Origin of the sequence: Streptomyces purpurogeneiscleroticus (genome assembly GCF_020024005.1) — a bacterium.
GTDB lineage: Bacteria > Actinomycetota > Actinomycetes > Streptomycetales > Streptomycetaceae > Streptomyces > Streptomyces purpurogeneiscleroticus.
The window spans coordinates 1-23,534 of sequence record NZ_NHSG01000111.1 but is presented as its reverse complement, the minus strand read 5'-3'; the positions used below and the strand labels follow the sequence as shown (position 1 = coordinate 23,534).

The window sequence follows — 23,534 nt, the reverse complement described above, 5'->3', positions numbered from 1 at the left end:
CCACCCCTGGCACCCCCGCTCCGACCAGTCCTGACGGGCCGTCGGGCACAGCATTGATCCGTACGAACCCTCCTGCGCGGACCCTTCCGGGCAGTAGCATCCGCTGAACGGGACCGGCCCCAGTGGTGCTCCCGTCGACGGTGCTCCCCAAAAGCGTGGAGGAACGATGCAGGCGACTGCCACGGTGCTGGTCTACAGCGACGACGCGGGCACCCGCGAGCAGGTGCGCCTCGCGGCCGGCCGGCGACCCGCCGCCGATGTGCCGCAGGTGGAGATTGTGGAGTGCGCGACGCTCCCGGCCGTCCTCACGGCCCTGGAGCAGGGCGGCATCGACGTCTGTGTGCTGGACGGCGAGACCGCGCCGGCGGGCGGCATGGGCGTGTGCCGGCAGATCAAGGACGAGATCTTCAACTGCCCGCCGGTGCTGCTGCTCATGGGCCGCCCGCAGGACTCCTGGCTCGCGACCTGGAGCCGGGCCGACGCCGCGGTGACCCACCCGGTCGACCCGGTGGCGTTCGCCGACGCGCTGGCGGGGCTGCTGCGCCGCCGTCTGCTCGCGCAGACCTGAGCGCGGCCGCTCGCGGCCACCGAGGACGTACAGCGCCCCGTCCGGGCGGGAATGGCCCGGACGGGGCGCTGTGTGCCGTTCTGCGGGCCGCTCAGACCCGCGGGCGCAGTCGGGCAGCGTCGGCGGGCGCCGCGGCCTCCTCGTCGCTTCCGGCGCCGCTCACGCCGTCGCCCAGAGCGCTGCCTGCGAGCCACTTCTCCCACGACAGGTTCCAGTCACCGAACCCGTTGTCGAACGGGACCATTTTGTCGCCCTTGCTGTTGACCACCTGGACGACGTCGCCGACCCGTACCCGGCCGAAGAACCAGCGCGCGTCACCGGTCGACATGCCGGTACAGCCGTGGCTGACGTTGGCCGCGCCCTGCGAGCCCACGGACCAGGGCGCCGCGTGCACGTATTCGCCGCTCCACGTGACCCGGGTGGCCCAGCGGACCGGCAGGTCGTACGCCTCCGAACTGTCGCGGGCGATGCCCACGGTGGTGCTGCGCATCCGGACGAACGGCTCCTTGCCCAGCACGGTCTTGATGCCGTTGCGGGTCTCGAAGCCGGCCTTGCCGGTGGTGACGGGCAGCGTCTTGATCACCTTGCCGTTGCGCCGGACCGTCATCCGGTGCGCGGCGGCGTCGGTGACCGCCTCGACCCGGTCGCCGGTACGGATCCGCACGGGCTTGCCGGGCCCGCCGTACAGGCCCTTGGCGATCTTCAGGCCCTGCAGGTTGCTGTACGCCTCGACGGTGGCGTGCGCGGGCCAGTAGGAACGCGGGCGGTAGTGCAGCGTCCGGTCGTCGACCCAGTGCCAGGAACCCACCACGCGCGGGCTGCTGTCGACCTTCAGGGCACCCTCCACGAGCGCCTTGGTGCGCGCGCCGTGCACCGGGCGGCTGAGCTCCGCGGTGAGCGGCTGGCCGACGCCGTACGTGCCGCTGTCCGGCCCGAAGGTGACCCGCAGCCGCCGGTCGCCGCCGCCCTCCGTCGCCATCCGCAGGACCTTGCGGCCCGGCTTGCCGTCGCTGTCCTCGGTGCTGACCCGCACGGTGTAGCGGGTACCGGCGGCGAGCGGCACGGTGCTGCGCCAGCGGGTGCCGTCGGCGGTCAGCCGGCCGCGGATATGACGGCCCGCGGTGTCCGTCGCGGTGACGTCCGTGATCCGCGCCTCGTCGCCCTTGGTGGTGACTTCCAGTGGCCGGTCGGGGTCGGCCTTCCGCTCGCCCCCCGGGGCGTTGGCCACGATCTGGCCGGCCGCGTCGTAGGGCTGGGCGGCGAGCGGATCCGACGTGGCCCCGCCGCACCCGGTGGCCCCCGCCACCAGGGGCAGCAGGAGGGCTGAGCTGAGCACCGTCCGGGATCGTGGCATATGGCTCATAGGCCCAAAATAGGAAGAGGCACGCCGGTACGGCGCGTTCAAGGACTGCAAATGGGTCGGACCCGGCCACTCCTTGGAGTGACCGGGCCCGACCCGTCCGTACGAGAACGGCGCTTACTGCGTGCGGTTCTCGCCCCGGTAGTACTCGAACACCCAGCCGAACAGGCCGACGAGGATGATCGGCGCGGAGAAGTACAGCAGCCACCAGCCGAAGACGACGCCCAGGAAGGCGAACGCGCCGCCGATACCCAGGGAGAGCGGCTGCCAGCTGTGCGGGCTGAAGAAGCCCACCTCACCGGCGTCGTCCGCCACGTCGGCGTCCTTGCGGTCCTGCGCTCCGGTGTCGACACGCCGGGCCGTGAAGGCCAGGTAGTAGCCGATCATGATGCACAGGCCGAACGAGAGGAACAGCGCGGTGGTGCCTACCGGCTCCTTCGACCAGACGCCATAGACGATCGCCATGGCGAGGACGAAGACGGAGAGCCAGATGAACATCTTGCCCTGGATCTTCACTTGCCGGCCTCCTTCGTGCCGCCCATGAGCGCCGTGTCCTTCTGACCGTCGTTCTCGAGCACGTCGAGCGCGGCGATCTCGGGGTGGTGCAGGTCGAACGCCGGGGATTCGGAGCGAATGCGCGGCAGCGTGAGGAAGTTGTGCCGCGGCGGCGGGCAGGAGGTGGCCCACTCCAGCGAGCGGCCGAAGCCCCACGGGTCGTCGACCTCGATCTTCTTGCCGTACTTCGCCGTCTTCCAGACGTTGTAGAAGAACGGCAGGATCGACAGGCCCAGCAGGAAGGAGCTGATCGTCGAGATCGTGTTCAGGGCGGTGAAGCCGTCGGCCGCCAGGTAGTCGGCGTAACGACGCGGCATGCCCTCGGCGCCCAGCCAGTGCTGGACGAGGAAGGTGCCGTGGAAGCCGATGAACAGCGTCCAGAACGTGATCTTGCCGAGCCGCTCGTCCAGCATCTTGCCGGTGAACTTCGGCCACCAGAAGTGGAAGCCGGCGAACATCGCGAAGACGACCGTACCGAAGACGACGTAGTGGAAGTGCGCCACGACGAAGTACGAGTCGGAGATGTGGAAGTCCAGCGGCGGCGAGGCCAGGATGACGCCGGTCAGACCGCCGAAGGTGAAGGTGATCAGGAAGCCGACCGCCCACAGCATCGGGGTCTCGAAGGACAGCGAGCCCTTCCACATCGTGCCGATCCAGTTGAAGAACTTCACACCGGTCGGAACCGCGATGAGGAACGTCATGAAGGAGAAGAACGGCAGCAGTACACCGCCCGTGACGTACATGTGGTGCGCCCACACGGTCACCGACAGACCCGCGATCGAAATCGTCGCCGCGATCAGACCGATGTAACCGAACATCGGCTTCCGGGAGAAGACCGGAATGACCTCGGAAATGATGCCGAAGAACGGCAGCGCGATGATGTACACCTCTGGGTGGCCGAAGAACCAGAAGAGGTGCTGCCAGAGCAGTGCGCCACCATTTGCCGCATCGAACACATGCGCACCGAACTTACGGTCCGCCTCCAGGGCGAACAGCGCGGCGGCCAGCACCGGGAAGGCCAGCAGGACCAGCACACCGGTCAGCAGGACGTTCCAGGTGAAGATCGGCATGCGGAACATCGTCATGCCGGGGGCGCGCATGCAGATGATCGTGGTGATGAAGTTGACCGAGCCGAGGATCGTGCCGAAGCCGGAGAAGGCCAGGCCCATGATCCACATGTCGGCGCCGACGCCCGGCGAGCGGACCGCGTCCGACAGCGGGGAGTAGGCGAACCAGCCGAAGTCGGCCGCACCCTGCGGGGTGAGGAAGCCGGCCACCGCGATCAGCGAGCCGAAGAGGTAGAGCCAGTAGGCGAACATGTTCAGCCGCGGGAACGCCACGTCGGGCGCGCCGATCTGCAGCGGCATGATCCAGTTGGCGAACCCGGCGAACAGGGGCGTCGCGAACATCAGCAGCATGATCGTGCCGTGCATCGTGAACGCCTGGTTGAACTGCTCGTTCGACATGATCTGCGTGCCGGGACGGGCCAGCTCGGCGCGCATGAAGAGCGCCATCAGGCCGCCGATGCAGAAGAAGGCGAACGACGTCACCAGATAGAGCGTGCCGATCGTCTTGTGGTCGGTGGTCGTCAGCCACTTCACCACGACGTTGCCGGGTTGCTTCCTGCGTACGGGCGGTGCTGCCGGAGCCGATGCGGCGGCGGCACCCTGAGGTTCGTTGAGGATGCTCACTTGTTCTTGGTCTCCGCGTTCCTGGCGTGATCGGTCTGCTCGATACCGGCCGGCAGGTAACCGTTCTGGCCCTTCTTCGCCAGGTCCTTCAGGTGCTCCTGATACCGCTCGGGAGACACGACCTTGACGTTGAAGAGCATCCGGGAGTGGTCAACGCCGCAGAGCTCGGCGCACTTGCCCATGAAGGTGCCCTCCTTGTTCGGAGTCACCTCGAAGACATTGGTGTGACCCGGGATGACGTCCTGCTTCATCAGGAACGGCACCACCCAGAAGGAGTGGATGACATCACGCGAGGTCAGGATGAACTGGACGGTCTCGCCCTTGGGCAGCCACAGCGTGGGGCCGGGGTTGCCGTTCTGCGGGTTCCGGTCGCCCGGCGTGCCCTGGTCGTAGACGCCCTCGGCACCCTCGGGAGCCGACTTCTTCATCCTGTCGGGGATCGCGGAGAGTTCCTTGGAGTTCACCGCCGAGTTCGACTTGTTGCCGTCGACGTCCTCCATGTAGTTGAACGCCCAGCTCCACTGGAAGCCCACCACGTTCACGACGTGGTCCGGCTTCTTGGAAGTCTTCAGGAGTTCGTTCTCATCGCGCGCGGTGAAGTAGAACAGCACCGCGATGATGATGAACGGGACGATGGTGTACAACGCCTCGATCGGCATGTTGTACCGGGTCTGTGCGGGGACCTCCACCTTGGTCCGGCTGCGGCGGTGGAAGATCCAGCTCCAGATGATCAGGCCCCACACCAGCACGCCCGTTGCGAGGGCGGCGGCCCAGGAGCCCTGCCAAAGGGAGAGGATCCGCGGCGCCTCATCCGTGACCGGCGTTGGAAAACCGAGGCGGGGGAAGTCCTTGTATGTGCAACCGGTCGCGGTCGCCAGGACCAGGCCCGCAGCCAGCACCTGCGGCAGCTTCCGCCGCATCGGGCGCCGCGACGAGCGGTCGGAGCCGTTGGGACTCACGTAGCGCCTTCCCGAGAGTCTCGCCCGCAGAACCGGCTGCGGCCGTCTCAGCTGGTCGGTCGCCGGCCCGTCACGGGCAGGGGTTTGGATGTTTATGCGGACCAAACCCTACTGGACGCTATTTGGCGCCGCGCGGGGAGGGTGCCCAACGCGGCGCGTTGCCCCTCGAAGGGGTGGCACAACCCTCTCATCAGGCCCCCGCAGCATCCGGATTACCCGCTTCCCTCCGGCATCTGACGCCGCGCCCGGCCGCTGCCGCCCGGCGTCTCTCCGGCGCCTTCCGGGTGTCCGACGCCGCGTCGGCCCGGCGGACCGTACGCGTTAGCGTTTCGACCGTGCCCTACTTCGATGCCGCGTCCTCCGCTCCCCTGCACCCCGTCGCCCGCGAGGCGCTGCACGCCGCGCTCGACGAGGGCTGGGCCGATCCGGCCCGGCTGTACCGGGAGGGGCGGCGCGCCCGGCTGCTGCTGGACGCCGCGCGCGAGACCGCGGCGGAGGCGGTCGGCTGCCGCCCCGACGAGCTGGTCTTCACCCCGTCGGGCACCCGCGCGGTGCACACGGGCATCGCGGGCGCGCTGGCCGGCCGGCGGCGTGTCGGCGCCCGGCTCGTCCACTCCGCCGTCGAGCACTCCTCCGTACTGCACGCGGCGGAGACGCACGAGGCCGCGGGCGGCGGCGTGGCCGTGGTGGGCTGCGACCGTACCGGCCGGGTGGACCCGGCGGAGTTCGCCGCCGCGCTCACCCCGGACACCGCGCTGGCCGCCCTGCAGTCCGCCAACCACGAGGTGGGCACCGAACAGCCGGTGGCCGAGGCGGCGGAGGCGTGCCGCGAGGCGGGCGTGCCGCTGCTGGTGGACGCCGCCCAGTCGCTGGCCTGGGGCCCGGTGCCGGGCGCCTGGTCGGTGCTGGCGGGCAGCGCGCACAAGTGGGGCGGCCCGGCCGGGGTGGGGCTGCTGGTGGTGCGCAAGGGCACCCGCTTCGCGCACCAGGGACCGGCCGACGAGCGCGAGTCGGGGCGCGCCCCCGGCTTCGAGAACATCCCGGCGGTGGTGGCCGCCGCCGCGTCGCTGCGCGCCGTACGCGCGGAGGCGGTGACCGAGGCGGCCCGGCTGCGCGGCCTGGTGGACCGGATCCGCTCCCGGGTGCCGGAGCTGGTTCCGGACGTGGCGGTGGTCGGCGACCCGGAGCGGCGGCTGCCGCACCTGGTGACCTTCTCGTGTCTCTATGTCGACGGGGAGACGCTGCTGCACGCCCTGGACCGGGCGGGGTTCTCCGTCTCCTCCGGCTCCTCGTGCACCTCCAGCACGCTCACCCCCAGCCACGTCCTGAAGGCGATGGGCGTGCTCTCGGAGGGCAATGTCCGGGTATCGCTGCCGGCCGGGACCTCCGCCGCCGACGTGGACCGCTTCCTGGAGGTGCTGCCGGGCGCGGTCGCCGCCGTACGGGAGCAGCTGGGCGCGCCCACGGAACGGCCCGCGCACGCCCCCGAGGGCACGTCCGGCGAGCTCGTCGTGGACGCGCTCGGCGCCCGCTGCCCGGTCCCCGTGATCGAGCTGGCGAAGGCGATCACGGAGGTCCCGGTCGGCGGCACGGTGACGGTGCTGTCCGACGACGAGGTGGCGGCGCTGGACATCCCGGCGTGGTGCTGGACGCAGGGCCAGGAGTACCTGGGGGAAGCCCCGGAGCCCCCGGCGCGCGGCGCCGCCTACGTGGTGCGGCGCCGCGCCTGACCGGAACGGCTCAGTTCAGGTACTCCTGGATCTCGGCGGCGGCCTCGTGGCCGTACGCCTTGGTGAAGCGGTCCAGGAAGTGGCTGCGGCGCAGCTCGTACTCCTGCGTGCCGACCGTCTCGATGACGAGGGTCGCCAGCATGCAGCCGACCTGCGCGGCGCGCTCCAGGGGCACGCCCCAGGCGAGGCCGGAGAGGAAGCCCGCGCGGAAGGCGTCGCCGACGCCGGTCGGGTCGGCCTTGGCGTTCTCCTCGGGCACGCCGACCTCGATGGCGGGCTCGCCCGTGCGCTCGATGCGGACGCCGCTGGCCCCGAGGGTGGTGACGCGGGTGCCGACCTTGCCGAGGATCTCCTCGTCGGTCCAGCCGGTCTTGGACTCGATGAGGCCCTTCTCGTACTCGTTGGAGAAGAGGTAGGCCGCGCCGTCCATGAGGGTGCGGATGTCGTCGCCGTCCATGCGGGCGATCTGCTGCGAGAAGTCGGCCGCGAAGGGGATGGACCGGGAGCGGCACTCCTCGGTGTGCCTGATCATCGCCTCGGGGTCGTCGGCGCCGATCAGGACCAGGTCCAGGCCGCCCACGCGCTCGGCGACGTGCTGCAGCTCGATGAGGCGGGCCTCGCTCATCGCGCCGGTGTAGAAGGAGCCGATCTGGTTGTGGTCGGCGTCGGTGGTGCACACGAAGCGGGCGGTGTGCAGCACCTCGGAGATCCGCACGGACGCGGTGTCCACGCCGTGCCGGTCCAGCCAGGCGCGGTACTCGCCGAAGTCGTTGCCGGCGGCGCCGACCAGGATCGGCTCGGTGCCGAGCTGGCCCATGCCGAAGCAGATGTTCGCTGCGACGCCACCGCGCCGTACGTCCAGCTGGTCGACGAGGAAGGAGAGGGAGACCGTGTGGAGCTGGTCGGCGACCAGCTGGTCGGCGAAGCGTCCGGGGAAGGTCATCAGATGGTCGGTGGCGATGGAGCCGGTGACTGCGATACGCACGGCGATTCGCTCCTGCGGGGAGGCGTGGGGCGGTGACGGACGTGACCCAACGCTACCCGTTCGGGACTGCCGCTCCGACCTGGCGAAACTACCCGATAGTAGGTCTTCTTCCCCGGGGCGAAGGGTGCGTACGGTGCGCGTATGACCCAGCATGTGAAGCGTGTCACAGCAGCTCACCCCGCCGGCCGTCGCCCGGACGGCGGCGAGCACGACTCGATGGAGCAACTGCGCGGCGACTGCGCCCGCATGGCGCCGCACTGGAAGCCGGACGGGCTGTCGGACGGTCCGCGGCGGCCGGCCGCCGAGCTGCGCGGGATCACGGTCCCCGCCATCTCTGCGAAACTGCTGGAAGGGATGTCCGAGTACGGCGACTGAGTACGGCGATCCATACCTCCACCGCTCTTCCACGGGCCGCGGGCGGAACCGCCCGCGGCCCGGCTCCGTCCAATCGGTGTCCCCCTCACGGAGGATGGCGCATCAGTTGTTCAGCGGAGCCGAAGGAGCGATGCGGTGAGCACCGAGGACACTCCCCCTGCCACTGGCGGCGGGAACCCCACCGATAACCCCACCGCCCCGGGGCGGCGCGGGCGCAGGCCGCTGGTGGTCGCCTCGATGGCCGCGGCCGTGCTGCTGGCCGGCGGCGGCGCGGCGTACTGGGCATCGGGCGCTTCCGGCCAGGACGGCGAGGGCGGCGCGGGCGCGGCGGCCGACCCGCCGCCGCTGGCACTGGAGGGGTACGGCCAGTCCCAGTCCCAGTCGCGGGACGGGATCGCGCCGGGCGAGCCGAACCCGCAGGGCGCGGGGTACCGCGCGGTCGCCGGGCTGCCGGACGGCCCGGCCGACGCACCCGTGTACCGGCCCCAGGGACCGATCAGCAAGGACGCGGTGGCGCGGCTGGCCAAGGCGCTGGACGTGGCGGGCCAGGTCCGCTCCGAGGGCGGTACGTGGAAGGTCGGCGGCCAGGACAAGGACTCCCGCGGCCCCGTGCTGCAGGTGGCGAAGGCCGGCACCGGCTCGTGGACGTTCGCGCAGTACGGCACGCCGGGCGGGGTGAACTGCGCGCTGCCCGCGACGCCCAAGGGCGAGGAGGCGGACGCGAAGACCGGGCACTCCTCCGACGGGCCCGGCTGCCCCTCGTACCGCGGCCGGGACGCCACGACCGAGGACGACGGCAGCGGCAAGGGCGCCGTCTCCCAGGAGAAGGCCAAGCAGGCGGTGGAGCCGGTGCTCGCGGCGCTGGGGCAGCAGGACGCCAAGCTGAACGCCGGCGGGCTGTCCGGCGCGGTGCGCATCGTCTCCGCCAACCCGGTGATCGGCGGCCTGCCGACCTACGGCTGGCAGAGCGACCTGCAGGTCGGCGCGGACGGCCGGGTGGTCGGCGGCAGCGGCCAGCTCGCGCGGCCGCTCAAGGGCGACACGTATCCGGTACTGAGCGCGGAGAAGACGCTCACGCACCTGAACGGCGGGACGGGCACAGCCGAGGGCAAGGGCGAGGACGCCAAGTGCGCCACCCCGCTGCCCGACAAGGGCGAGCAGGCCGGGAAGGACGGCGGGAAGGCGGACGGGAAGGGTGTCGCGCCGTGCGAGCCGGCGCCCGGGAAGCCCGCGCCCGCCGACGTGACCGGCGCCCGCTTCGGCCTGTCGGTGCAGTTCGTGAACGGCAGCCAGGCGCTGGTGCCGTCGTGGATGTACGAGGTGCGGCAGCCCGGCTCGACCAGCGCCAAGGACGCCCGCACCACGGTCGCGCATCCGGCCGTCGACCCGAAGTACGTGGTGGACCGGGACGCCGGGGACGCCGCGACGCAGCGGCCCGCGCACCCGCCGCAGGGCGGCAAGGAGAGCAAGAAGGGCGCGATGGGCCTGGAGTCGTACTCGGTGGCGGACGGCGGCAAGAAGCTGACGCTGCACTTCTGGGGTGGGGTGTGCAGCGACTACACCGCGAGCGCCGACCAGTCGGGTACGGCCGTGACCGCGCAGGTCACCGGCAAGGAGAAGAAGCCGGGCGGGATCTGCGTGAAGGTCGCCAAGCAGTTCAGCAAGACGGTGACGCTGGACTCCCCGCTGGACGGGCGGCAGGTCATCGACGCCTCCAGTGGCGAAACGGTGCCGCAGACGGGGAAGTGACGGCGGACCGGAGCCGCCGGCAGGGCGGTCAATGACGAAGGCGGCGTTCCCCGAGGGGAACGCCGCCTTCGTCTGTGTCTCCGTGAACCGGAGCCCGTCTCCGTGTGCCGGAGCCCGTCGGCTCAGCTGAAGGAGTCGCCGCAGGCGCAGGAGCCGGTGGCGTTGGGGTTGTCGATCGTGAAGCCCTGCTTCTCGATGGTGTCGACGAAGTCGATGGAGGCGCCACCCAGGTACGGGGCGCTCATCCGGTCGGTCACGACCTTCACGCCGTCGAAGTCCTTCACGACGTCGCCGTCGAGCGAGCGCTCGTCGAAGAAGAGCTGGTAGCGCAGGCCGGAGCAGCCACCGGGCTGGACAGCCACGCGCAGCGCGAGGTCCTCACGGCCCTCCTGCTCCAGCAGGCTCTTCACCTTCGACGCGGCCGCGTCGGACAGGATGATGCCGTCGCTGACGGTGGTCTCGTCCTGAACGCTCATCTACATCTCTCCCGGGTTGTACGGACCCCTTGCCCTCGGCAGAACCGACGGGGCCCCGGATTCATTCCGGGCGGGCTCGAAGTTCTGACGGAATTCTCCGCCCCTCTCATGCTCGCACACCCCACCCCGTAGGTCAGTGGCTGTCGGCACACGGCCGGCCAGGTGATGCGTCACATCGACATAATGCCCATCGTCAAACTGACGTGAAGCGGCTATGATAGATAACGTCATTCCGACGAAAAGTCGAGAAGGTTCTCCGTAACAACGAAGAGAGGGTGCGTGTCGTGACCACCGCCCAGCCCCGTCAGGACCTCGACGTGCAGCCCACGCCGCTCGCACTGCTCCTCCTCGGCCGCGAGGCCGACCCGAAGAGCGAGCGCGGCGTCGAGTGCCCGGGCGACCTGCCCGCCCCCTCCGACCCCGACCTCGTCGAGCGCGCCCGCGCCGCGAAGGCGAAGCTCGGGGAGAAGGTCTTCGTCCTGGGGCACCACTACCAGCGCGACGAGGTCATCGAGTTCGCCGACGTCACCGGCGACTCCTTCAAGCTCGCGCGCGACGCGGCGGCCCGCCCGGACGCGGAGTACATCGTCTTCTGCGGCGTGCACTTCATGGCCGAGTCCGCCGACATCCTCACGGGCGACGACCAGAAGGTCGTCCTCCCGGACCTGGCGGCCGGCTGCTCGATGGCCGACATGGCCAGCGCTGAGCAGGTCGCGGAGTGCTGGGACGTGCTGACCGAGGCGGGCATCGCCGAGCAGGTCGTGCCCGTTTCGTACATGAACTCCTCCGCCGACATCAAGGCGTTCACCGGCAAGCACGGCGGCACGATCTGCACCTCGTCCAACGCCAAGCGGGCGCTGGACTGGGCGTTCGAGCAGGGCGAGAAGGTGCTTTTCCTGCCGGACCAGCACCTCGGCCGCAACACCGCCGTCCGCGACATGGGCATGTCGCTGGACGACTGCGTGGTCTACAACCCGCACAAGCCGAACGGCGGCCTGACCGTCGAGCAGCTGCGCGCCGCCAAGATGATCCTCTGGCGCGGCCACTGCTCCGTCCACGGCCGCTTCTCCCTGGAGTCGGTCGAGGACGTACGCGCCCGCATACCGGGCGTGAACGTGCTGGTGCACCCGGAGTGCAAGCACGAGGTCGTGGCGGCCGCGGACTACGTCGGCTCGACGGAGTACATCATCAAGGCCCTGGAGGCCGCGCCGGCCGGGTCGAAGTGGGCGATCGGTACGGAGCTCAACCTGGTCCGCCGCCTGGCGAACCGTTTCGCTCCCGAGGGCAAGGAGATCGTCTTCCTCGACAAGACGGTCTGCTTCTGCTCCACGATGAACCGCATCGACCTCCCGCACCTGGTCTGGGCCCTGGAGTCCCTGGCGGACGGCAAGGTCGTCAACCGGATCGAGGTCGACAAGGAGACCGAGGACTTCGCGAAGCTGGCGCTCGAACGAATGCTCGCCCTGCCATAAAAAGCCCGTCCGGCGATTGAGGACGAGCGGCCGCCAGGCCGCGATACACCGGGGCGCCCCACTCCTGAGCGGAGGGGGCGCCCCGGCGCGTGGATCAAACCCCGGCCGGTTCCGGCGAGCGGTCCTCGTCGGTGACCTTCGGGCCATCGGCCCGCTTGGCAGCCTTCTTCGCCGCCCTGCGTTCCCGCCGCAGCTCGACCATCGCGTACAGCGTCGGTACGAGGAGCAGCGTGAGGAGCGTGGAGGTGATCAGGCCGCCGATCACGACGACCGCCAGCGGCTGGGAGATGAAGCCGCCGTCGCCGGTGACCGAGAGGGCCATCGGGAGCAGGGCCATGATCGTGGCGAGCGCCGTCATCAGGATGGGCCGCAGCCGGTGGCGGCCGCCCTCGACGACCGCCTCGACCACGCCGTAGCCCCGGTCCCGGTACTGGTTGATCAGGTCGATCAGCACGATCGCGTTGGTGACGACGATGCCGATGAGCATCAGCATGCCGATCATCGCGGGGACGCCCATCGGGGTACCGGTCGCGACCAGCAGGCCGATCGCGCCGGTCGCCGCGAACGGGATCGACACCAGCAGGATCAGCGGCTGGATCAGCGACCGGAAGGTCGCGACCAGCAGCATGAAGACGATCGCGATGGCGGCGAGCATCGCCAGGCCGAGCGAGCTGAACGCCTCGTCCTGGTCTGCGGAGACGCCGCCGATCTCGGCCGTGGCGCCCTTGGGCAGGTCCAGGTCCTTCAGTTCGGACTGGAGCTGGGCGGTGACCGCGCCAGTGTTGTCACCGGTCGGCTTGGCCGTGACCGTCGCGGACCGGGCGCCGTCGATGCGGGTCATCTGCACCGGGCCGGGAACGGTCTTCACCTCGGCGATGTCGCCGAGCCGCACCACGCCCGACGGACCGGGCAGCGCCAGCTTCTTCAGCTCGGCCTCGGTCGTGGCCGGGTGCGCCGACTTTACGACGACGTCCCGCTCGGCGTCGTCCAGCAGCGCCGTGCCGCTGGTGGTGCCGCGTACCGCTTGGGCGACGGCCTGGCCGAGGGTGGCCTGGGAGTACCCGGCGGCCGCGGCCTTCTCGTTCGCGGTCACGGAGATCCGGGGCACGCTCTGGGCCAGGTCGCTGGTGACGTCGGTGACGTCGTCCAGGCCCGCGACCTTCTTGCGCACCTGCTCGGCGGCGTCCTTCAGTACGTCCGCGTCGGCGGCCTTCACGACCACGCTCAGGTCCTGGTTGCCGAACGCCTGGCCGGCCGAGACGGTGGTGTCGCCGATGGCGGGACCGAGCTTCTCCAGACCGGCGCGGATGTCCTCGACGACCCGGTCGGAGTCGTCGGCACTGGCCAGCTTGACCTGGTACGACGCCTGGTTGGCGGACGAGCCGCCGCCGAAGGCCGCCATCATGCCCGACGAGCCGACAGTGACCTGGTAGTCCTGCACGCCCTCGGTGTCCGCGAGCACCTTCTCGACCCGCTTCGCCTGCTTGTCGGCGGCGGTCAGGCTGGTGCCGGGGTCCAGCTCCTGCTGGATGGAGAGGGTGTCCTGGTCGCCCTGGTCGAAGAAGTTGGTCTTGAGCAGCGGGGCCATGCCGAACGTGCCGATGAGGATGACGACGGCGATGACCAGGCTGGTGATCCGGCGCCGGGTCGCGAAGCGCAGCACCGGTACGTACAGCCGCTGCAGCGCGCTGCGGCTCTCCTTCTCCTCGGCGGTTTTGCGCAGCGCCTCCGGGTCGCCGCCCTCGGCGGCCTTCGGGGCGCGCAGGAACCAGTACGAGAGGACCGGGACCACCGTGAGGGAGACCAGCAGCGAGGCCAGCAGGGCCACGGTGACGGTGATCGAGAAGTCGCCGAAGAGGGCGCCGACCATGCCGCCGACCACGCCGATCGGCAGGAAGACCGCGACGGTGGTGAGGGTGGAGGAGGTGATCGCGCCGGAGACCTCGCGGACGCCGGTGAGGATGGCGTGCTTGCGCTCCTCGCCGTAGCCCAGGTGCCGCTTGATGTTCTCCAGTACGACGATGGAGTCGTCCACGACCCGGCCGATGGCGATGGTCAGCGCGCCGAGCGTGAGCATGTTCAGCGACAGGTCGCGGGTCCACAGCACGATCAGCGTGATGACGACGGACAGCGGGATGGACACCGCGGTCACCAGCGTCGAGCGCAGGCTCAGCAGGAAGACCAGGATCACGATCACGGCCATGACCAGGCCGAGCAGGCCCTCGGTGGTGAGGGACTCGATGGACTTGGAGACCTGCGGGCCCTGGTCGGAGACGACCGTGACGTCCGCGTCCTTGCCGAGGTCGGCGCGGATCTGCGGGAGCTTGTCCTTGACCGCGTCGGAGATGGCGACGGCGCTGCCGTCCTGGTCCATGGTGATCTGGACGGCGAGGCTGGGCTTGCCGTTCGTGCGGGTCAGGGAGGTCGGGGTGGCCGACTCCTGCTGCACCGTGGCGATGTCGCCGATCCGTACCGGCGCGCCGCCCCCGGGCTTGCCCGCCGCGGCACCGGCCGCCGCCGGCGAGACGGTGAGGTCCTTGATCTGCTGGAGCGAGGTGTAGCCGCTGCCGACCTGGACGGTGCGGCTCTTGCCGTCCTCGGAGAAGGAGCCGGCCGGTACGGAAGCGCCGCCGGCCTCCAGGGCCTGGCCGAGCGCCGCCGGGGTGAGCCCCGCCTTCGCGAGCTTGGCGTCGTCGGGGGTGACGGCGACGACGCGGTCACGGACGCCGCTCACGGTGACCTGGCCGACGCCGTCGATGTCCTTCAGGGACGGGACGACGCTGCGGTCCAGCCGGTCGGCGAGGGCCTGCTGGTCCTGGCCCGCGGAGGAGACGGCCAGCACGGTGGTCGGCAGGTCGTCGGTACCGCCGGACACGACCTGCGGGTCGACGTCCTCGGGCAGCTTGGCGCGGGCCCGGTTGACGGCCTGCTGGACGTCGGCGACCAGCGCCTTGGAGTCGTTGCCGTAGTCGAACTCGGCCATCACCACGGCCGAGCCCTCGCTGGCCGTGGAGGTGACGCCGGTGATGCCGTCGACCGCCTGGATACCGTCCTCCAGCGGCTCGACGACCTGCTTCTCGACGACGTCGGGCGAGGCGCCCTGGTACGGCGCCACGACGGACACCATGGGCATATCGATGGACGGCAGCAACTGCTGCTTCAGCTGTGGGATCGCGATGGCCCCGAAGACGATCGCCACGATCGACATCAGTGCTATCAGGCCCCGTTGTGCGAGGCTGAGTCGGGACAGCCTGAACATGGGTGGGGTCTCTCTCTTTTGTTCTGAACGCTTCCGGCACCGGCCCATGGCGGGCCCGCTTACACCATCCGGTACGGAAAGCGCTCTTTCCCTAGCACCCAGGTCCATTTCCGGGGCCGGGGCGTACCGCGTCCGTAGTACGCCCCGCTCCACCCGCTGCTACACCCGCGGGCGGACGAGTCCCGATTCGTACGCCATGACGACGAGCTGTGCCCGGTCGCGGGCGCCCAGCTTGGCCATCGCGCGGTTCACATGCGTCTTGACGGTCAGCGGGCTGACGGTCAGCTGCCCGGCGATCTCGTCGTTGGACAGCCCGCCCGCGACCAGTACCAGTACCTCGCGCTCCCGGCCGGTCAGCGACGCCAGCCGCTCGGCGCCCGGCCCCGCGCCGCCGTCCTCGCCGCTCCCCTGCGCCAGGAACCTCGCGATCAGCCCCTTGGTGGCCACGGGCGAGAGCAGCGCCTCGCCGGCCGCCGCGACGCGGATGGCGCTCAGCAGTTCGTCCGGCTCGGCGCCCTTGCCGAGGAAGCCGCTGGCGCCCGCCCGCAGCGCCTGGATCACATAGTCGTCGACCTCGAAGGTCGTCAGGATCACCACCCGTACACCGGCCAGCTCCGGGTCCTCGCTGATCATGCGGGTGGCGGCCAGCCCGTCCACACCGGGCATCCGGATGTCCATCAGGACCACGTCGGGCGCGGCCGACCGGGCCAGCTCGTACGCCTCCGCGCCGTCCGACGCCTCGCCCACCACCCGCATCCCGGGCTCGGAGTCCACCAGCACCTTGAACGCGCTGCGCAGCAGCGCCTGGTCGTCGGCGAGCAGCACCTTGATCGTCATGTCGTCTCCCCCGTGCGCGCGGGCTGCAGCGGCAGCCGCACCCGTACCTTGAAACCGCCGGCCGGGCGGGGCCCGGTCTCCACCGTGCCGCGCAGCGCCGCGACCCGTTCCCGCATCCCGATCAGACCGTGCCCGCCGCCGTCCGGCCGGGCGTCGGCGTTCCCGGGGGACTCGGCGGACCGGCCGCCGCCGTCGTCCAGCACCGTCAGCGTCAGCGCCTCGGCCGACCGGACGATGCGGACCGTGGCCCGGGCCCCCTCCCCCGCGTGCTTGTGCACATTGGTCAGCGCCTCCTGGACGATGCGGTACGCGGTGAGGTCGACCGAGGCGGGCAGGCCCTCGGGGCTGCCGGGCGGCAGCTCCAGCTCGACGGGCAGGCCCGCGCGCCGGAATCCGTCGATCAGCTGGTCCAGGACGCCGAGGCCCGGGGCCGGTTCGGTGGGCGCCTGCGGGTCGTCGGACTGGCGCAGCAGGCCGACCGTGGCGCGCAGCTCGTCCAGCGCGGACCGGGACGCCTCCCGGACGTGGGCGAGGGCCTGTTTGGCCTGGTCGGGGCGGCTGTCCATGACGTGCGAGGCGACGCCGGCCTGGACGTTGACCAGCGCGATGTGGTGCGCGACGACGTCGTGCAGCTCGCGCGCGATGCGCATGCGTTCCTCGGCGACCCGGCGCCCGGCCTCCTCCTCGCGGGTGCGTTCGGCCCGCTCGGCCCGCTCCTCGATGGCGGCCACGAAGGCGCGGCGGCTGCGGACCGCGTCACCGGCCGCGGCCGCCATGCCCGTCCACGCGAAGATCGCCAGATTCTCCTGGGCGTACCAGGGGCGGGTACTGGTGAGCATCGCGGCGGCGGTGAGCACCAGGACGGTCAGTGCGCCGACCCGCCAGGTGGTGGGGCGGTCGGTGCGCGCGGCGAGGGTGAAGACGGCGATGACCGAGGCGGCGGCGACCGGGGCGCGCGGCTCGCTCGTGGCGGTCACCAGCTCGGTGAGCGTCATGGCGCAGGTGAAGGCGAGGACGCTGCGCGGGTAGCGGCGGCGCAGTACCAGTGCGGCGCAGGCGAGCGCGGCGAGGAGGACCGTCGTCGGCTCCAGCGGGTGGGCGCCGAAGCGGGGCCCGTACCGGCCGTGCGGGCCGGCCGCCGCGCCGATCAGGATCACCGCGAAGACGGCCACCGCCAGGACCGCGTCGAGTACGACGGGGTGTGCGCGGAGCCGGGCGAGCAGCGCGGGCCCGGGCAGCGGGCCCTGTCCGGTGGCGAGGGGAGTCACGGGAGGAAACGGTAGCGCCCCGGCCACCGGGCGCGACCCGCCGAGGCGGGCGGCGGCCCGGTGGCCGGGGCGCGTACCTGCTGGAAGAAGCCGGGCGGCACCGTCCCCGGTGTGCGGGGACGGGTCGCCGGAGCGGGCTGGTCAGCCCGGGATGAGGCCGTCGTCGCTGAGCATCTCGCGGACCTCTTCGAGGGTGGCGTCGGGGCCGGGGAGGATCAGCTCCGAGGGCTCCAGGGAGTCGTCGGGCAGCGGGTCGCCCAGCCGGCGCACGGCGTCGAGCAGCGCGCCCAGCGTCCGCCGGAAGCCGTCCGTGTCGCCGCTCTCCATCTCGGCGAGCAGCTCGTCATCGAGCTTGTTGAGCTCGATGAAGTGGCTGTCCGCCACCTTTACCTGGCCCTCGCCCATGATCCGTACGATCACGACGGTCTCCTCTGGTCCGGTCCGGCGATCCCGATGAGGCTATCCGCGCCCGCCGGTCACTGCTTGTCGAAACGCGTCCGGTCCTGCTGCTGCGGCGGCTGAGCCTGCTCGCCCTGGCCGCCCTCGATGGCCTGCTGGCCGCCGGAGGCGCCCCCGGCCAGCTCGGCCTTCATGCGCTGCAGCTCCAGCTCGACGTCGCCGCCGCCGGAGATCCGGTCCAGCTCGGCGGTGAGGTCGTCCTTGGCCATGCCGGTCGGGTCGTCCAGCGCGCCGGACGCCAGCAGCTCGTCGATGGCCCCGGCCCTGGCCTGCATCTGCGCGGTCCGGTCCTCGGCGCGCTGCACGGCCAGGCCCACGTCGCCCATCTCCTCGGAGATGCCGGAGACGGCCTCGCCGATCCGGGTCTGCGCCTGGGCCGCGGTGTAGGTGGCCTTGATGGTCTCCTTCTTCGTGCGGAAGGCGTCCACCTTGGCCTGGAGGCGCTGCGCGGCGAGCGTGAGCTTCTCCTCCTCGCCCTGCAGCGTCTGGTGCTGCGTCTCCAGGTCGCTGACCTGCTGCTGCAGGGCCTGCCGACGGGAGAGCGCCTCGCGGGCGAGGTCCTCACGGCCGAGCGCGAGGGCCTTGCGGCCCTGGTCCTCCAGCTTGGACGACTGGCCCTGGAGCTGGTTGAGCTGGAGCTCCAGGCGCTTGCGGGAGGTCGCGACGTCGGCGACGCCGCGCCGGACCTTCTGGAGCAGCTCCAGCTGCTTCTGATAGGAGTAGTCGAGGGTCTCGCGCGGATCCTCGGCCCGGTCAAGGGCCTTGTTGGCCTTCGCGCGGAAGATCATCCCCATCCGCTTCATGACACCGTCGCTCATGGGCCTCGAGCGCCCCCTTCTGACCGAGTTTCTTCGGGCTTCGGCTCCAGCACATCTACAGACCCCACAGTACGGGCCCCGGTTCCATTACCGCACTGGTTGGACCCGGATGTGCTCCTCCTGCAGGACGATCAGGTACATCCGTTTCTCCGGCCCAGGGAGTAGGCACGGTACGGGTGCCCGACCCGCCGTTGCCGGATCGTTCCCCTCGGACTCTGGCCCTCCGAGGCCGACCGCGTACCCTTGGGTTTTGTGTTCCGAAGCCGTTCGAAGGATGAGCAGGCCGCGACCGCCAAGGTGACCGCGGACCAGCCCCAGCAGCCACGCGACCCGCAGGCCCCCAAGGGCCGCCCGACGCCGAAGCGCAGTCAGGCGCAGAATCAGCGCCGTACTCGCGCGCAGTCGGCGCCGGCCAACCGCAAGGAGGCCGTCAAGGCCCAGCGCGAGGCCCGCCGCGCCGACATGGCCAGGCAGCGCGAAGCGCTGGCCAAGGGCGATGAGCGGTACCTCCCCGTCCGGGACAAGGGCCCGGTGCGCCGTTTCGCGCGCGACTACGTCGACTCGCGCTGGTGCGTCGCGGAGTTCTTCCTGCCGGTGGCCGTGCTCATCCTGGTGCTGACCATGGTCCGGGTGCCGCAGATCCAGAGCATCGCGCTCATCCTGTGGCTGGTCGTCATCCTGCTGATCGTGCTGGACTCGATCGCCGTCTGGATCGGCCTGACCAAGCGCCTCAAGGAGAAGTTCCCGAACGAGAACCTCAAGGGCGTCAAGCCCTACGCCCTGATGCGCACCCTCCAGATGCGCCGCCTGCGCCTCCCCAAGCCGCAGGTCAAGCGGGGAGAACGGCCCTGAGCACGGCTTCCTCCGGCTTTGCCGGAGGGGCCGGCCCCTGGCTCGACGAGCTCGGGGGCATCCGGAACACCGTCCGGCAGGAGCTGGTGGCCCGGCAGCTGGAGGAGCAGATCGCCGCGCGCTTCCCGGTGGGCCAGCGGCTGCGCGTGCTGGACGTCGGCCTCGGCCAGGGCACCCAGGCGCTCCGCCTGGCCCGCGCGGGCCACAAGGTCACCGGGCTGGAGTCCGACCCGACGATGCTGGCCGCGGTCCGCGCGTCGCTGGCCGGTGAGCCGGCCGGCATACAGGAGCGGGTCCGGCTGATCGAGGGCGACGGCCGGGACACCGGCGCGCACTTCCCTGCCGGCACCTTCGACGTGGTGCTCTGCCACGGCGTCCTGATGTACGTCGACGAGCCCGACCCGATGCTGGCCGGGCTGGCCCGGGTACTGGCGCCCGGCGGCCTGCTCTCCGTCCTGGTGCGCAACGCCGACGCGCTCGCGCTGCGCCCGGGGCTGTCCGGCGACTGGGACACGGCCATGACCGCGTTCGACTCGCCCCGGTACAAGAACCGGCTCGGCCTCACGGTGCGCGCCGACCGGCTCGCCGCGCTCACCGACACCCTCGCCGGGATCGGCGCCCCGCTGCACGCCTGGTACGGCGTGCGGCTCTTCACCGATCTCGCGGCCGACGACGCCGTGCCGCCGCCCGTCGAGGAGCTGACCCGGCTGCTGGCCGCCGAGGAACGGGCCGGGCGCACCGATCCGTACCGTGCGGTGGCGGCCCTGCTGCACCTGTGCGGCGTGCGGGGCTGATCCTGCGGACGCAAGGACGTGAAGGGGCGGCGGGCCACCGGGCCCGCCGCCCCTCACGCGTGCCGGGAGCCGCTCAGCCCTCCGCCGCCTCGCCGCTCTCCTCGGCGTGCAGGCTCATCGGGCCGTAGACCTTCACACCGTCCTCGAACAGGGTCACCTGGTCCACTTCGCGGTCCAGGAGCGTCTTCCACTCCTCACCGATCCAGGACTCCGCGTCCCCCTGCGTGGAGAAGTCCTCCGGCGCCTCCCCCGCGGGGGCCTCCGTACCGTCGGCCTTCTCGAACCGCCACGTCCACGCCATGTCCGCCTCCTGGTCCCACCGGGTACGTGCTTGCTCGTGCTGGTGCCGTGCATGGTCATGCCCTGTGCCGCGGCTCAGGTCTTATGCCCTGTGCTGCCGCCCGGGTGACATGTCCCGTACTACTGCGCAAGTACTGATCAGCAGCCTAACGGCCGTGTCGAGACGTCCCCCCGCGCGCCCGCGAGCCGGGGACAGGAGAAAATCGGCGGGTGGAACTGACACTGCTCGGCACCGGGGCCCCCGAGGGCCTGCCCCGCCCCGGCTGCCCCTGCGCCTCCTGCGCCGCCGCCACGGGCGACGCGGCGCGGGCGGCCACCGCGCTGCTCCTGGACGGCGCGCTGCTCCTGGACCTGACCCCCGGGGCCGCGTTCGCCGCGGCCCGCGCCGGTCAGTCGCTCACCGGCGTGCGCCAGGTGCTCCTCACGCACCCGCACGAGGGACCCGCCTTCGAGGTGCCCACCGGGGTGCCACAGCCGGGCCGGGTGGCGGACGGACGGGAGCTGGCGCTGCTGGACGGGCACCGGGTACGCGCGGTGGCGGTGGACGTGCCGGGCACCGGCTACGAGATCGGCGGCACCTACGGCGAGCGGCTGCTGTACCTGCCGCCGGGCGCCGCGCCCGCCGGGGCCGCCGAGGGCAAGGGGCCGTACGAGATGGTCGTACTGGACGTACTGGGGCGCCCCGACGCGCTGGCCCGGCTGCGGGCGAACGGCGCGGTGGACGCGGCGACCGACGTGATCGCGGTGCACATCGACCACGACACACCGCCCGGCGAGGAGCTGCACCGGCGGCTCGCCGCGGTGGGCGCACGTGCGGTGCCCGACGGCACGTCGCTGCTGGTCGGCGAGTACCACGCGGTGCCCGACCTGCCGCGCCGGACGCTGGTGCTGGGCGGCGCGCGCAGCGGCAAGTCCGTCGAGGCCGAGCGCCGGCTCGCCGCCTTCCCCGACGTGCTGTACGTCGCGACCGGCGGGCTGCGGGACGGCGACACGGAGTGGGCGGCCCGGGTCACCGCCCACCGCGAGCGCCGCCCGGCCTCCTGGCGGACCGCCGAGACCTGCGACCTGGTACCGCTGCTGGCGGGCGAGGACGAGACCGGCGCCGGCGCCGCGGAGAAGACCGCCGACTCCCCGCTGCTGATCGACTGCCTGTCCCTGTGGCTGACGCACGCCATGGACGAGGTGGGCGCCTGGGACGACGAGACCTGGGCGAACGGCGGCGAACAGGCGCTGCACGCGCGGGTGGCCGAGCTGGTGGCCGCGGTGCGCGCCACCCGCAGGCCGCTGGTGGCGGTCAGCAACGAGGTCGGCTCCGGAGTGGTCCCCGCGACCCCGGCGGGCCGCCGCTTCCGGGACGAACTGGGCCGCCTGAACGCCTCGTTCGCCGCCGAGTGCGAGCACGTGCTGCTGGTCGTCGCGGGGCAGGCCATTACGCTGCGCGGGTGACGCGCGCGGGCGGCGGCCCGTGTCCCGCTTGCCGGACGGCCTTCCGTACCGTCACCTGACGGCATGGAACCGTTCGACGAGGCGGTGCGCCGCTATCTGCGGGACCGTCCGCAGGCCACGGTCGTGGCGCTCGGCGAGGGCCTGGACACCGGCTTCTGGCGGGTGGACAACGGGCAGCTGCGCTGGCTGACCGTCGAGGAGCCGGCGACCGCCGCGCTGCGCCGGATGCTGCTGCCGGACGGCCCCCGCTGGCGCACCCTCACCGGCCGGGCCACCGGGCCCCACTGGCCCGCCGCCGTCGCCCGCCCCGCGCTCGGCGTCCTGGTCCTCGTCTTCGGACCGCCGCCCGCCGCCGGGGCGCTGCGCGAGCTGCGTGCCCTGTGCGCGCGCCGGCTGCCGGGCGCGGCGCTGCTGCTGGAGGCCCCGCTCCGGCGGCGGTACCGGCCGTCCGCGCACCGACGGTGGCGTTGCCGGTAACCTGCGCCGAATGAGCGCCCTGAACCTCGATGACTTCGCGAACCTGATCGAGCGCCCCGACGGCGGCCTGCGCCGGGACGCCGAGGAGCGGCGGGAGCGCCGCCTCGTGCGGCCCGACGCGCTGGGCCGCCTCGACGAGCTGGGCGACTGGCTGGCCGCCGTCCAGCAGCAGGTTCCGGTCCGGCCCCTGGACCGGGTCCGTACGGTGCTGTTCGCGGGCGATCACGGAGTGGCCGGGCTGGGCGTCTCGGGCCGCCCCGCGGGCAGCGCGACGGAGCTGGTGCGCGGGGTGCTGGACGGGACGAGCCCGGCGGCGGTGCTGGCGCGGCGGTTCGACGCCCCGCCGCGCGTGGTCGACATGGCCCTGGACTGCGACCCCGGCGAGCTGCCCGAGGACGTCACCCGGCACCGCGTGCGGCGCGGCTCCGGACGGATCGACATCGAGGACGCGCTGACCGCGGAGGAGGCCGAGCAGGCGTTCCGCGCGGGCATGGCGATCGCCGACGAGGAGGCGGACGCCGGTACGGACCTGGTCGTGCTCGGCGATCTGAGCGTGGGCGGCACCACGGCGGCCGGCGTCCTGATCGCCGCGCTGTGCGGCACCGACGCCTCGGTGGTCACCGGGCGCGGCGGCGCGGGCATCGACGACCTGGCCTGGATGCGCAAGTGCGCGGCAATCCGGGACGCGCTGCGCCGGGCCCGCCCGGTACTGGGCGACCAGCTCGCGCTGCTGGCCGCCACCGCGGGTGCCGATCTGACCGCGGCCACCGGCTTCCTGCTGCAGAGCGCGGTGCGCCGGACGCCGGTGATCCTGGACGGCGTGGTCTCCGCCGCCTGCGCGCTGGTGGCGCAGCGGATCGCGTTCCGCGCGCCGGACTGGTGGGTGGCCGGCCAGGCCGGCGGCGAACCGGCCCAGGCCAAGGCCCTGGACCGAATCGCCCTGACCCCACTGCTCGACCACGGCGTCACGGCGGGCGAGGGCACGGGCGCGCTTCTCGCACTGCCCCTGGTCCAGGCGGCAGCCTCGCTGGCGGCGGAACTCCCGGTACGGGCCGAGGAGTCGACGGAGGACCCGGCGCGGTGAGCGACACCCCCACCGCGCCC

The 23,534-nt window shown here is 71.9% G+C and carries 22 protein-coding genes; 10 read left to right on the top strand and 12 right to left on the bottom strand.

All coding sequences use genetic code 11. The annotated features are described in order from the left end of the window. Window positions 1-166 precede the first annotated feature (166 nt). On the top strand, window positions 167-568 hold the full coding sequence (locus CCS38_RS05310; protein WP_030256714.1) for a DNA-binding transcriptional response regulator: 402 nt from the start codon (window positions 167-169) through the stop codon (window positions 566-568). A gap of 91 nt (window positions 569-659) precedes the next feature. On the opposite strand, the gene CCS38_RS05305 is transcribed toward CCS38_RS05310, so the two are convergent. The 4 genes from CCS38_RS05305 to ctaC form a co-directional block, all read right to left on the bottom strand. Continuing rightward, window positions 660-1,904, bottom strand: a complete 1,245-nt coding sequence (locus CCS38_RS05305; RefSeq protein ID WP_223732021.1) for a L,D-transpeptidase — start codon at window positions 1,902-1,904, stop codon at window positions 660-662. Between the two features lie 141 nt (window positions 1,905-2,045). Next, complete coding sequence (locus tag CCS38_RS05300; RefSeq protein WP_030256722.1) at window positions 2,046-2,444, bottom strand: cytochrome c oxidase subunit 4; 399 nt, start codon at window positions 2,442-2,444, stop codon at window positions 2,046-2,048. Continuing rightward, a complete protein-coding gene (gene ctaD, locus CCS38_RS05295) occupies window positions 2,441-4,174 on the bottom strand; it encodes an aa3-type cytochrome oxidase subunit I (RefSeq protein WP_223732020.1) in 1,734 nt (577 codons plus the stop codon). The genes CCS38_RS05300 and ctaD overlap by 4 nt, the downstream gene beginning before the upstream one ends. Beyond that, window positions 4,171-5,133 (bottom strand): aa3-type cytochrome oxidase subunit II, encoded by a 963-nt coding sequence (gene ctaC, locus CCS38_RS05290; RefSeq protein WP_223732019.1) that lies wholly within the window; start codon window positions 5,131-5,133, stop codon window positions 4,171-4,173. The genes ctaD and ctaC overlap by 4 nt, the downstream gene beginning before the upstream one ends. A gap of 335 nt (window positions 5,134-5,468) precedes the next feature. On the opposite strand from ctaC, the gene CCS38_RS05285 reads away from it, so the two are divergent. Further along, complete coding sequence (locus tag CCS38_RS05285; RefSeq protein WP_223732018.1) at window positions 5,469-6,863, top strand: cysteine desulfurase/sulfurtransferase TusA family protein; 1,395 nt, start codon at window positions 5,469-5,471, stop codon at window positions 6,861-6,863. Between the two features lie 10 nt (window positions 6,864-6,873). Here CCS38_RS05285 and CCS38_RS05280 read toward each other — a convergent pair whose 3' ends face one another. Continuing rightward, window positions 6,874-7,848, bottom strand: a complete 975-nt coding sequence (locus CCS38_RS05280) for a carbohydrate kinase family protein (RefSeq protein WP_223732017.1) — start codon at window positions 7,846-7,848, stop codon at window positions 6,874-6,876. 141 nt (window positions 7,849-7,989) lie between these two features. Here CCS38_RS05280 and CCS38_RS05275 point away from each other — a divergent pair, with 141 nt between their 5' ends. Continuing rightward, window positions 7,990-8,223, top strand: a complete 234-nt coding sequence (locus CCS38_RS05275; protein ID WP_223732016.1) for a hypothetical protein — start codon at window positions 7,990-7,992, stop codon at window positions 8,221-8,223. A gap of 135 nt (window positions 8,224-8,358) precedes the next feature. Beyond that, window positions 8,359-9,972, top strand: coding sequence for a hypothetical protein (locus CCS38_RS05270; RefSeq protein ID WP_223732015.1), 1,614 nt, complete (start codon window positions 8,359-8,361; stop codon window positions 9,970-9,972). 122 nt (window positions 9,973-10,094) lie between these two features. On the opposite strand, the gene erpA is transcribed toward CCS38_RS05270, so the two are convergent. Continuing rightward, window positions 10,095-10,448 carry an iron-sulfur cluster insertion protein ErpA gene (erpA, locus tag CCS38_RS05265; protein ID WP_030256738.1) on the bottom strand — a complete coding sequence of 118 codons (354 nt, stop codon included), beginning with the start codon at window positions 10,446-10,448 and terminating at the stop codon, window positions 10,095-10,097. A gap of 275 nt (window positions 10,449-10,723) precedes the next feature. Between erpA and nadA the strand changes: the two genes are divergently transcribed. Then, window positions 10,724-11,920 carry a quinolinate synthase NadA gene (gene nadA, locus CCS38_RS05260; RefSeq protein WP_223732014.1) on the top strand — a complete coding sequence of 399 codons (1,197 nt, stop codon included), beginning with the start codon at window positions 10,724-10,726 and terminating at the stop codon, window positions 11,918-11,920. A 94-nt stretch (window positions 11,921-12,014) separates the two neighbouring features. Here nadA and CCS38_RS05255 read toward each other — a convergent pair whose 3' ends face one another. The 5 genes from CCS38_RS05255 to CCS38_RS05235 form a co-directional block, all read right to left on the bottom strand. Then, window positions 12,015-15,179 carry an efflux RND transporter permease subunit gene (locus tag CCS38_RS05255; protein ID WP_223732013.1) on the bottom strand — a complete coding sequence of 1,055 codons (3,165 nt, stop codon included), beginning with the start codon at window positions 15,177-15,179 and terminating at the stop codon, window positions 12,015-12,017. 159 nt (window positions 15,180-15,338) lie between these two features. Continuing rightward, entirely contained in the window at window positions 15,339-16,016 is a 678-nt protein-coding gene (locus tag CCS38_RS05250; protein ID WP_223732012.1) for a response regulator, read from the bottom strand. Next, a complete protein-coding gene (locus CCS38_RS05245) occupies window positions 16,013-17,284 on the bottom strand; it encodes a sensor histidine kinase (protein ID WP_372456996.1) in 1,272 nt (423 codons plus the stop codon). The genes CCS38_RS05250 and CCS38_RS05245 overlap by 4 nt, the downstream gene beginning before the upstream one ends. A 141-nt stretch (window positions 17,285-17,425) precedes the next feature. Continuing rightward, the gene (gene pspAA / locus CCS38_RS05240; protein ID WP_030256753.1) at window positions 17,426-17,704 is read right to left on the bottom strand and encodes a PspA-associated protein PspAA; all 279 of its coding nucleotides are present in this window, start codon (window positions 17,702-17,704) and stop codon (window positions 17,426-17,428) included. 56 nt (window positions 17,705-17,760) lie between these two features. After that, window positions 17,761-18,546, bottom strand: coding sequence for a PspA/IM30 family protein (locus CCS38_RS05235; RefSeq protein ID WP_223732023.1), 786 nt, complete (start codon window positions 18,544-18,546; stop codon window positions 17,761-17,763). Window positions 18,547-18,813: 267 nt separating this feature from the next. Between CCS38_RS05235 and CCS38_RS05230 the strand changes: the two genes are divergently transcribed. Both CCS38_RS05230 and CCS38_RS05225 read left to right on the top strand, forming a co-directional pair. After that, on the top strand, window positions 18,814-19,413 hold the full coding sequence (locus CCS38_RS05230; RefSeq protein WP_223732011.1) for a DUF3043 domain-containing protein: 600 nt from the start codon (window positions 18,814-18,816) through the stop codon (window positions 19,411-19,413). A gap of 83 nt (window positions 19,414-19,496) precedes the next feature. Beyond that, window positions 19,497-20,207, top strand: coding sequence for a class I SAM-dependent methyltransferase (locus CCS38_RS05225; protein WP_223732022.1), 711 nt, complete (start codon window positions 19,497-19,499; stop codon window positions 20,205-20,207). Window positions 20,208-20,280: 73 nt separating this feature from the next. Here the strand turns inward: CCS38_RS05225 and CCS38_RS05220 are convergent, their stop codons facing one another. Then, a complete protein-coding gene (locus CCS38_RS05220; RefSeq protein ID WP_223732010.1) occupies window positions 20,281-20,508 on the bottom strand; it encodes a hypothetical protein in 228 nt (75 codons plus the stop codon). A 209-nt stretch (window positions 20,509-20,717) separates the two neighbouring features. Between CCS38_RS05220 and CCS38_RS05215 the strand changes: the two genes are divergently transcribed. The 3 genes from CCS38_RS05215 (at window position 20,718) to CCS38_RS05205 (ending at window position 23,514) form a co-directional block, all read left to right on the top strand. Then, window positions 20,718-21,953, top strand: a complete 1,236-nt coding sequence (locus CCS38_RS05215) for a bifunctional adenosylcobinamide kinase/adenosylcobinamide-phosphate guanylyltransferase (protein WP_223732009.1) — start codon at window positions 20,718-20,720, stop codon at window positions 21,951-21,953. Window positions 21,954-22,016: 63 nt separating this feature from the next. Further along, window positions 22,017-22,430, top strand: a complete 414-nt coding sequence (locus CCS38_RS05210) for a hypothetical protein (RefSeq protein WP_223732008.1) — start codon at window positions 22,017-22,019, stop codon at window positions 22,428-22,430. Window positions 22,431-22,440: 10 nt separating this feature from the next. Then, window positions 22,441-23,514: a nicotinate-nucleotide--dimethylbenzimidazole phosphoribosyltransferase gene (locus CCS38_RS05205; RefSeq protein ID WP_223732007.1), complete on the top strand. Its 1,074-nt coding sequence runs from the start codon at window positions 22,441-22,443 to the stop codon at window positions 23,512-23,514. The last annotated feature ends 20 nt before the right edge of the window (window positions 23,515-23,534 follow it).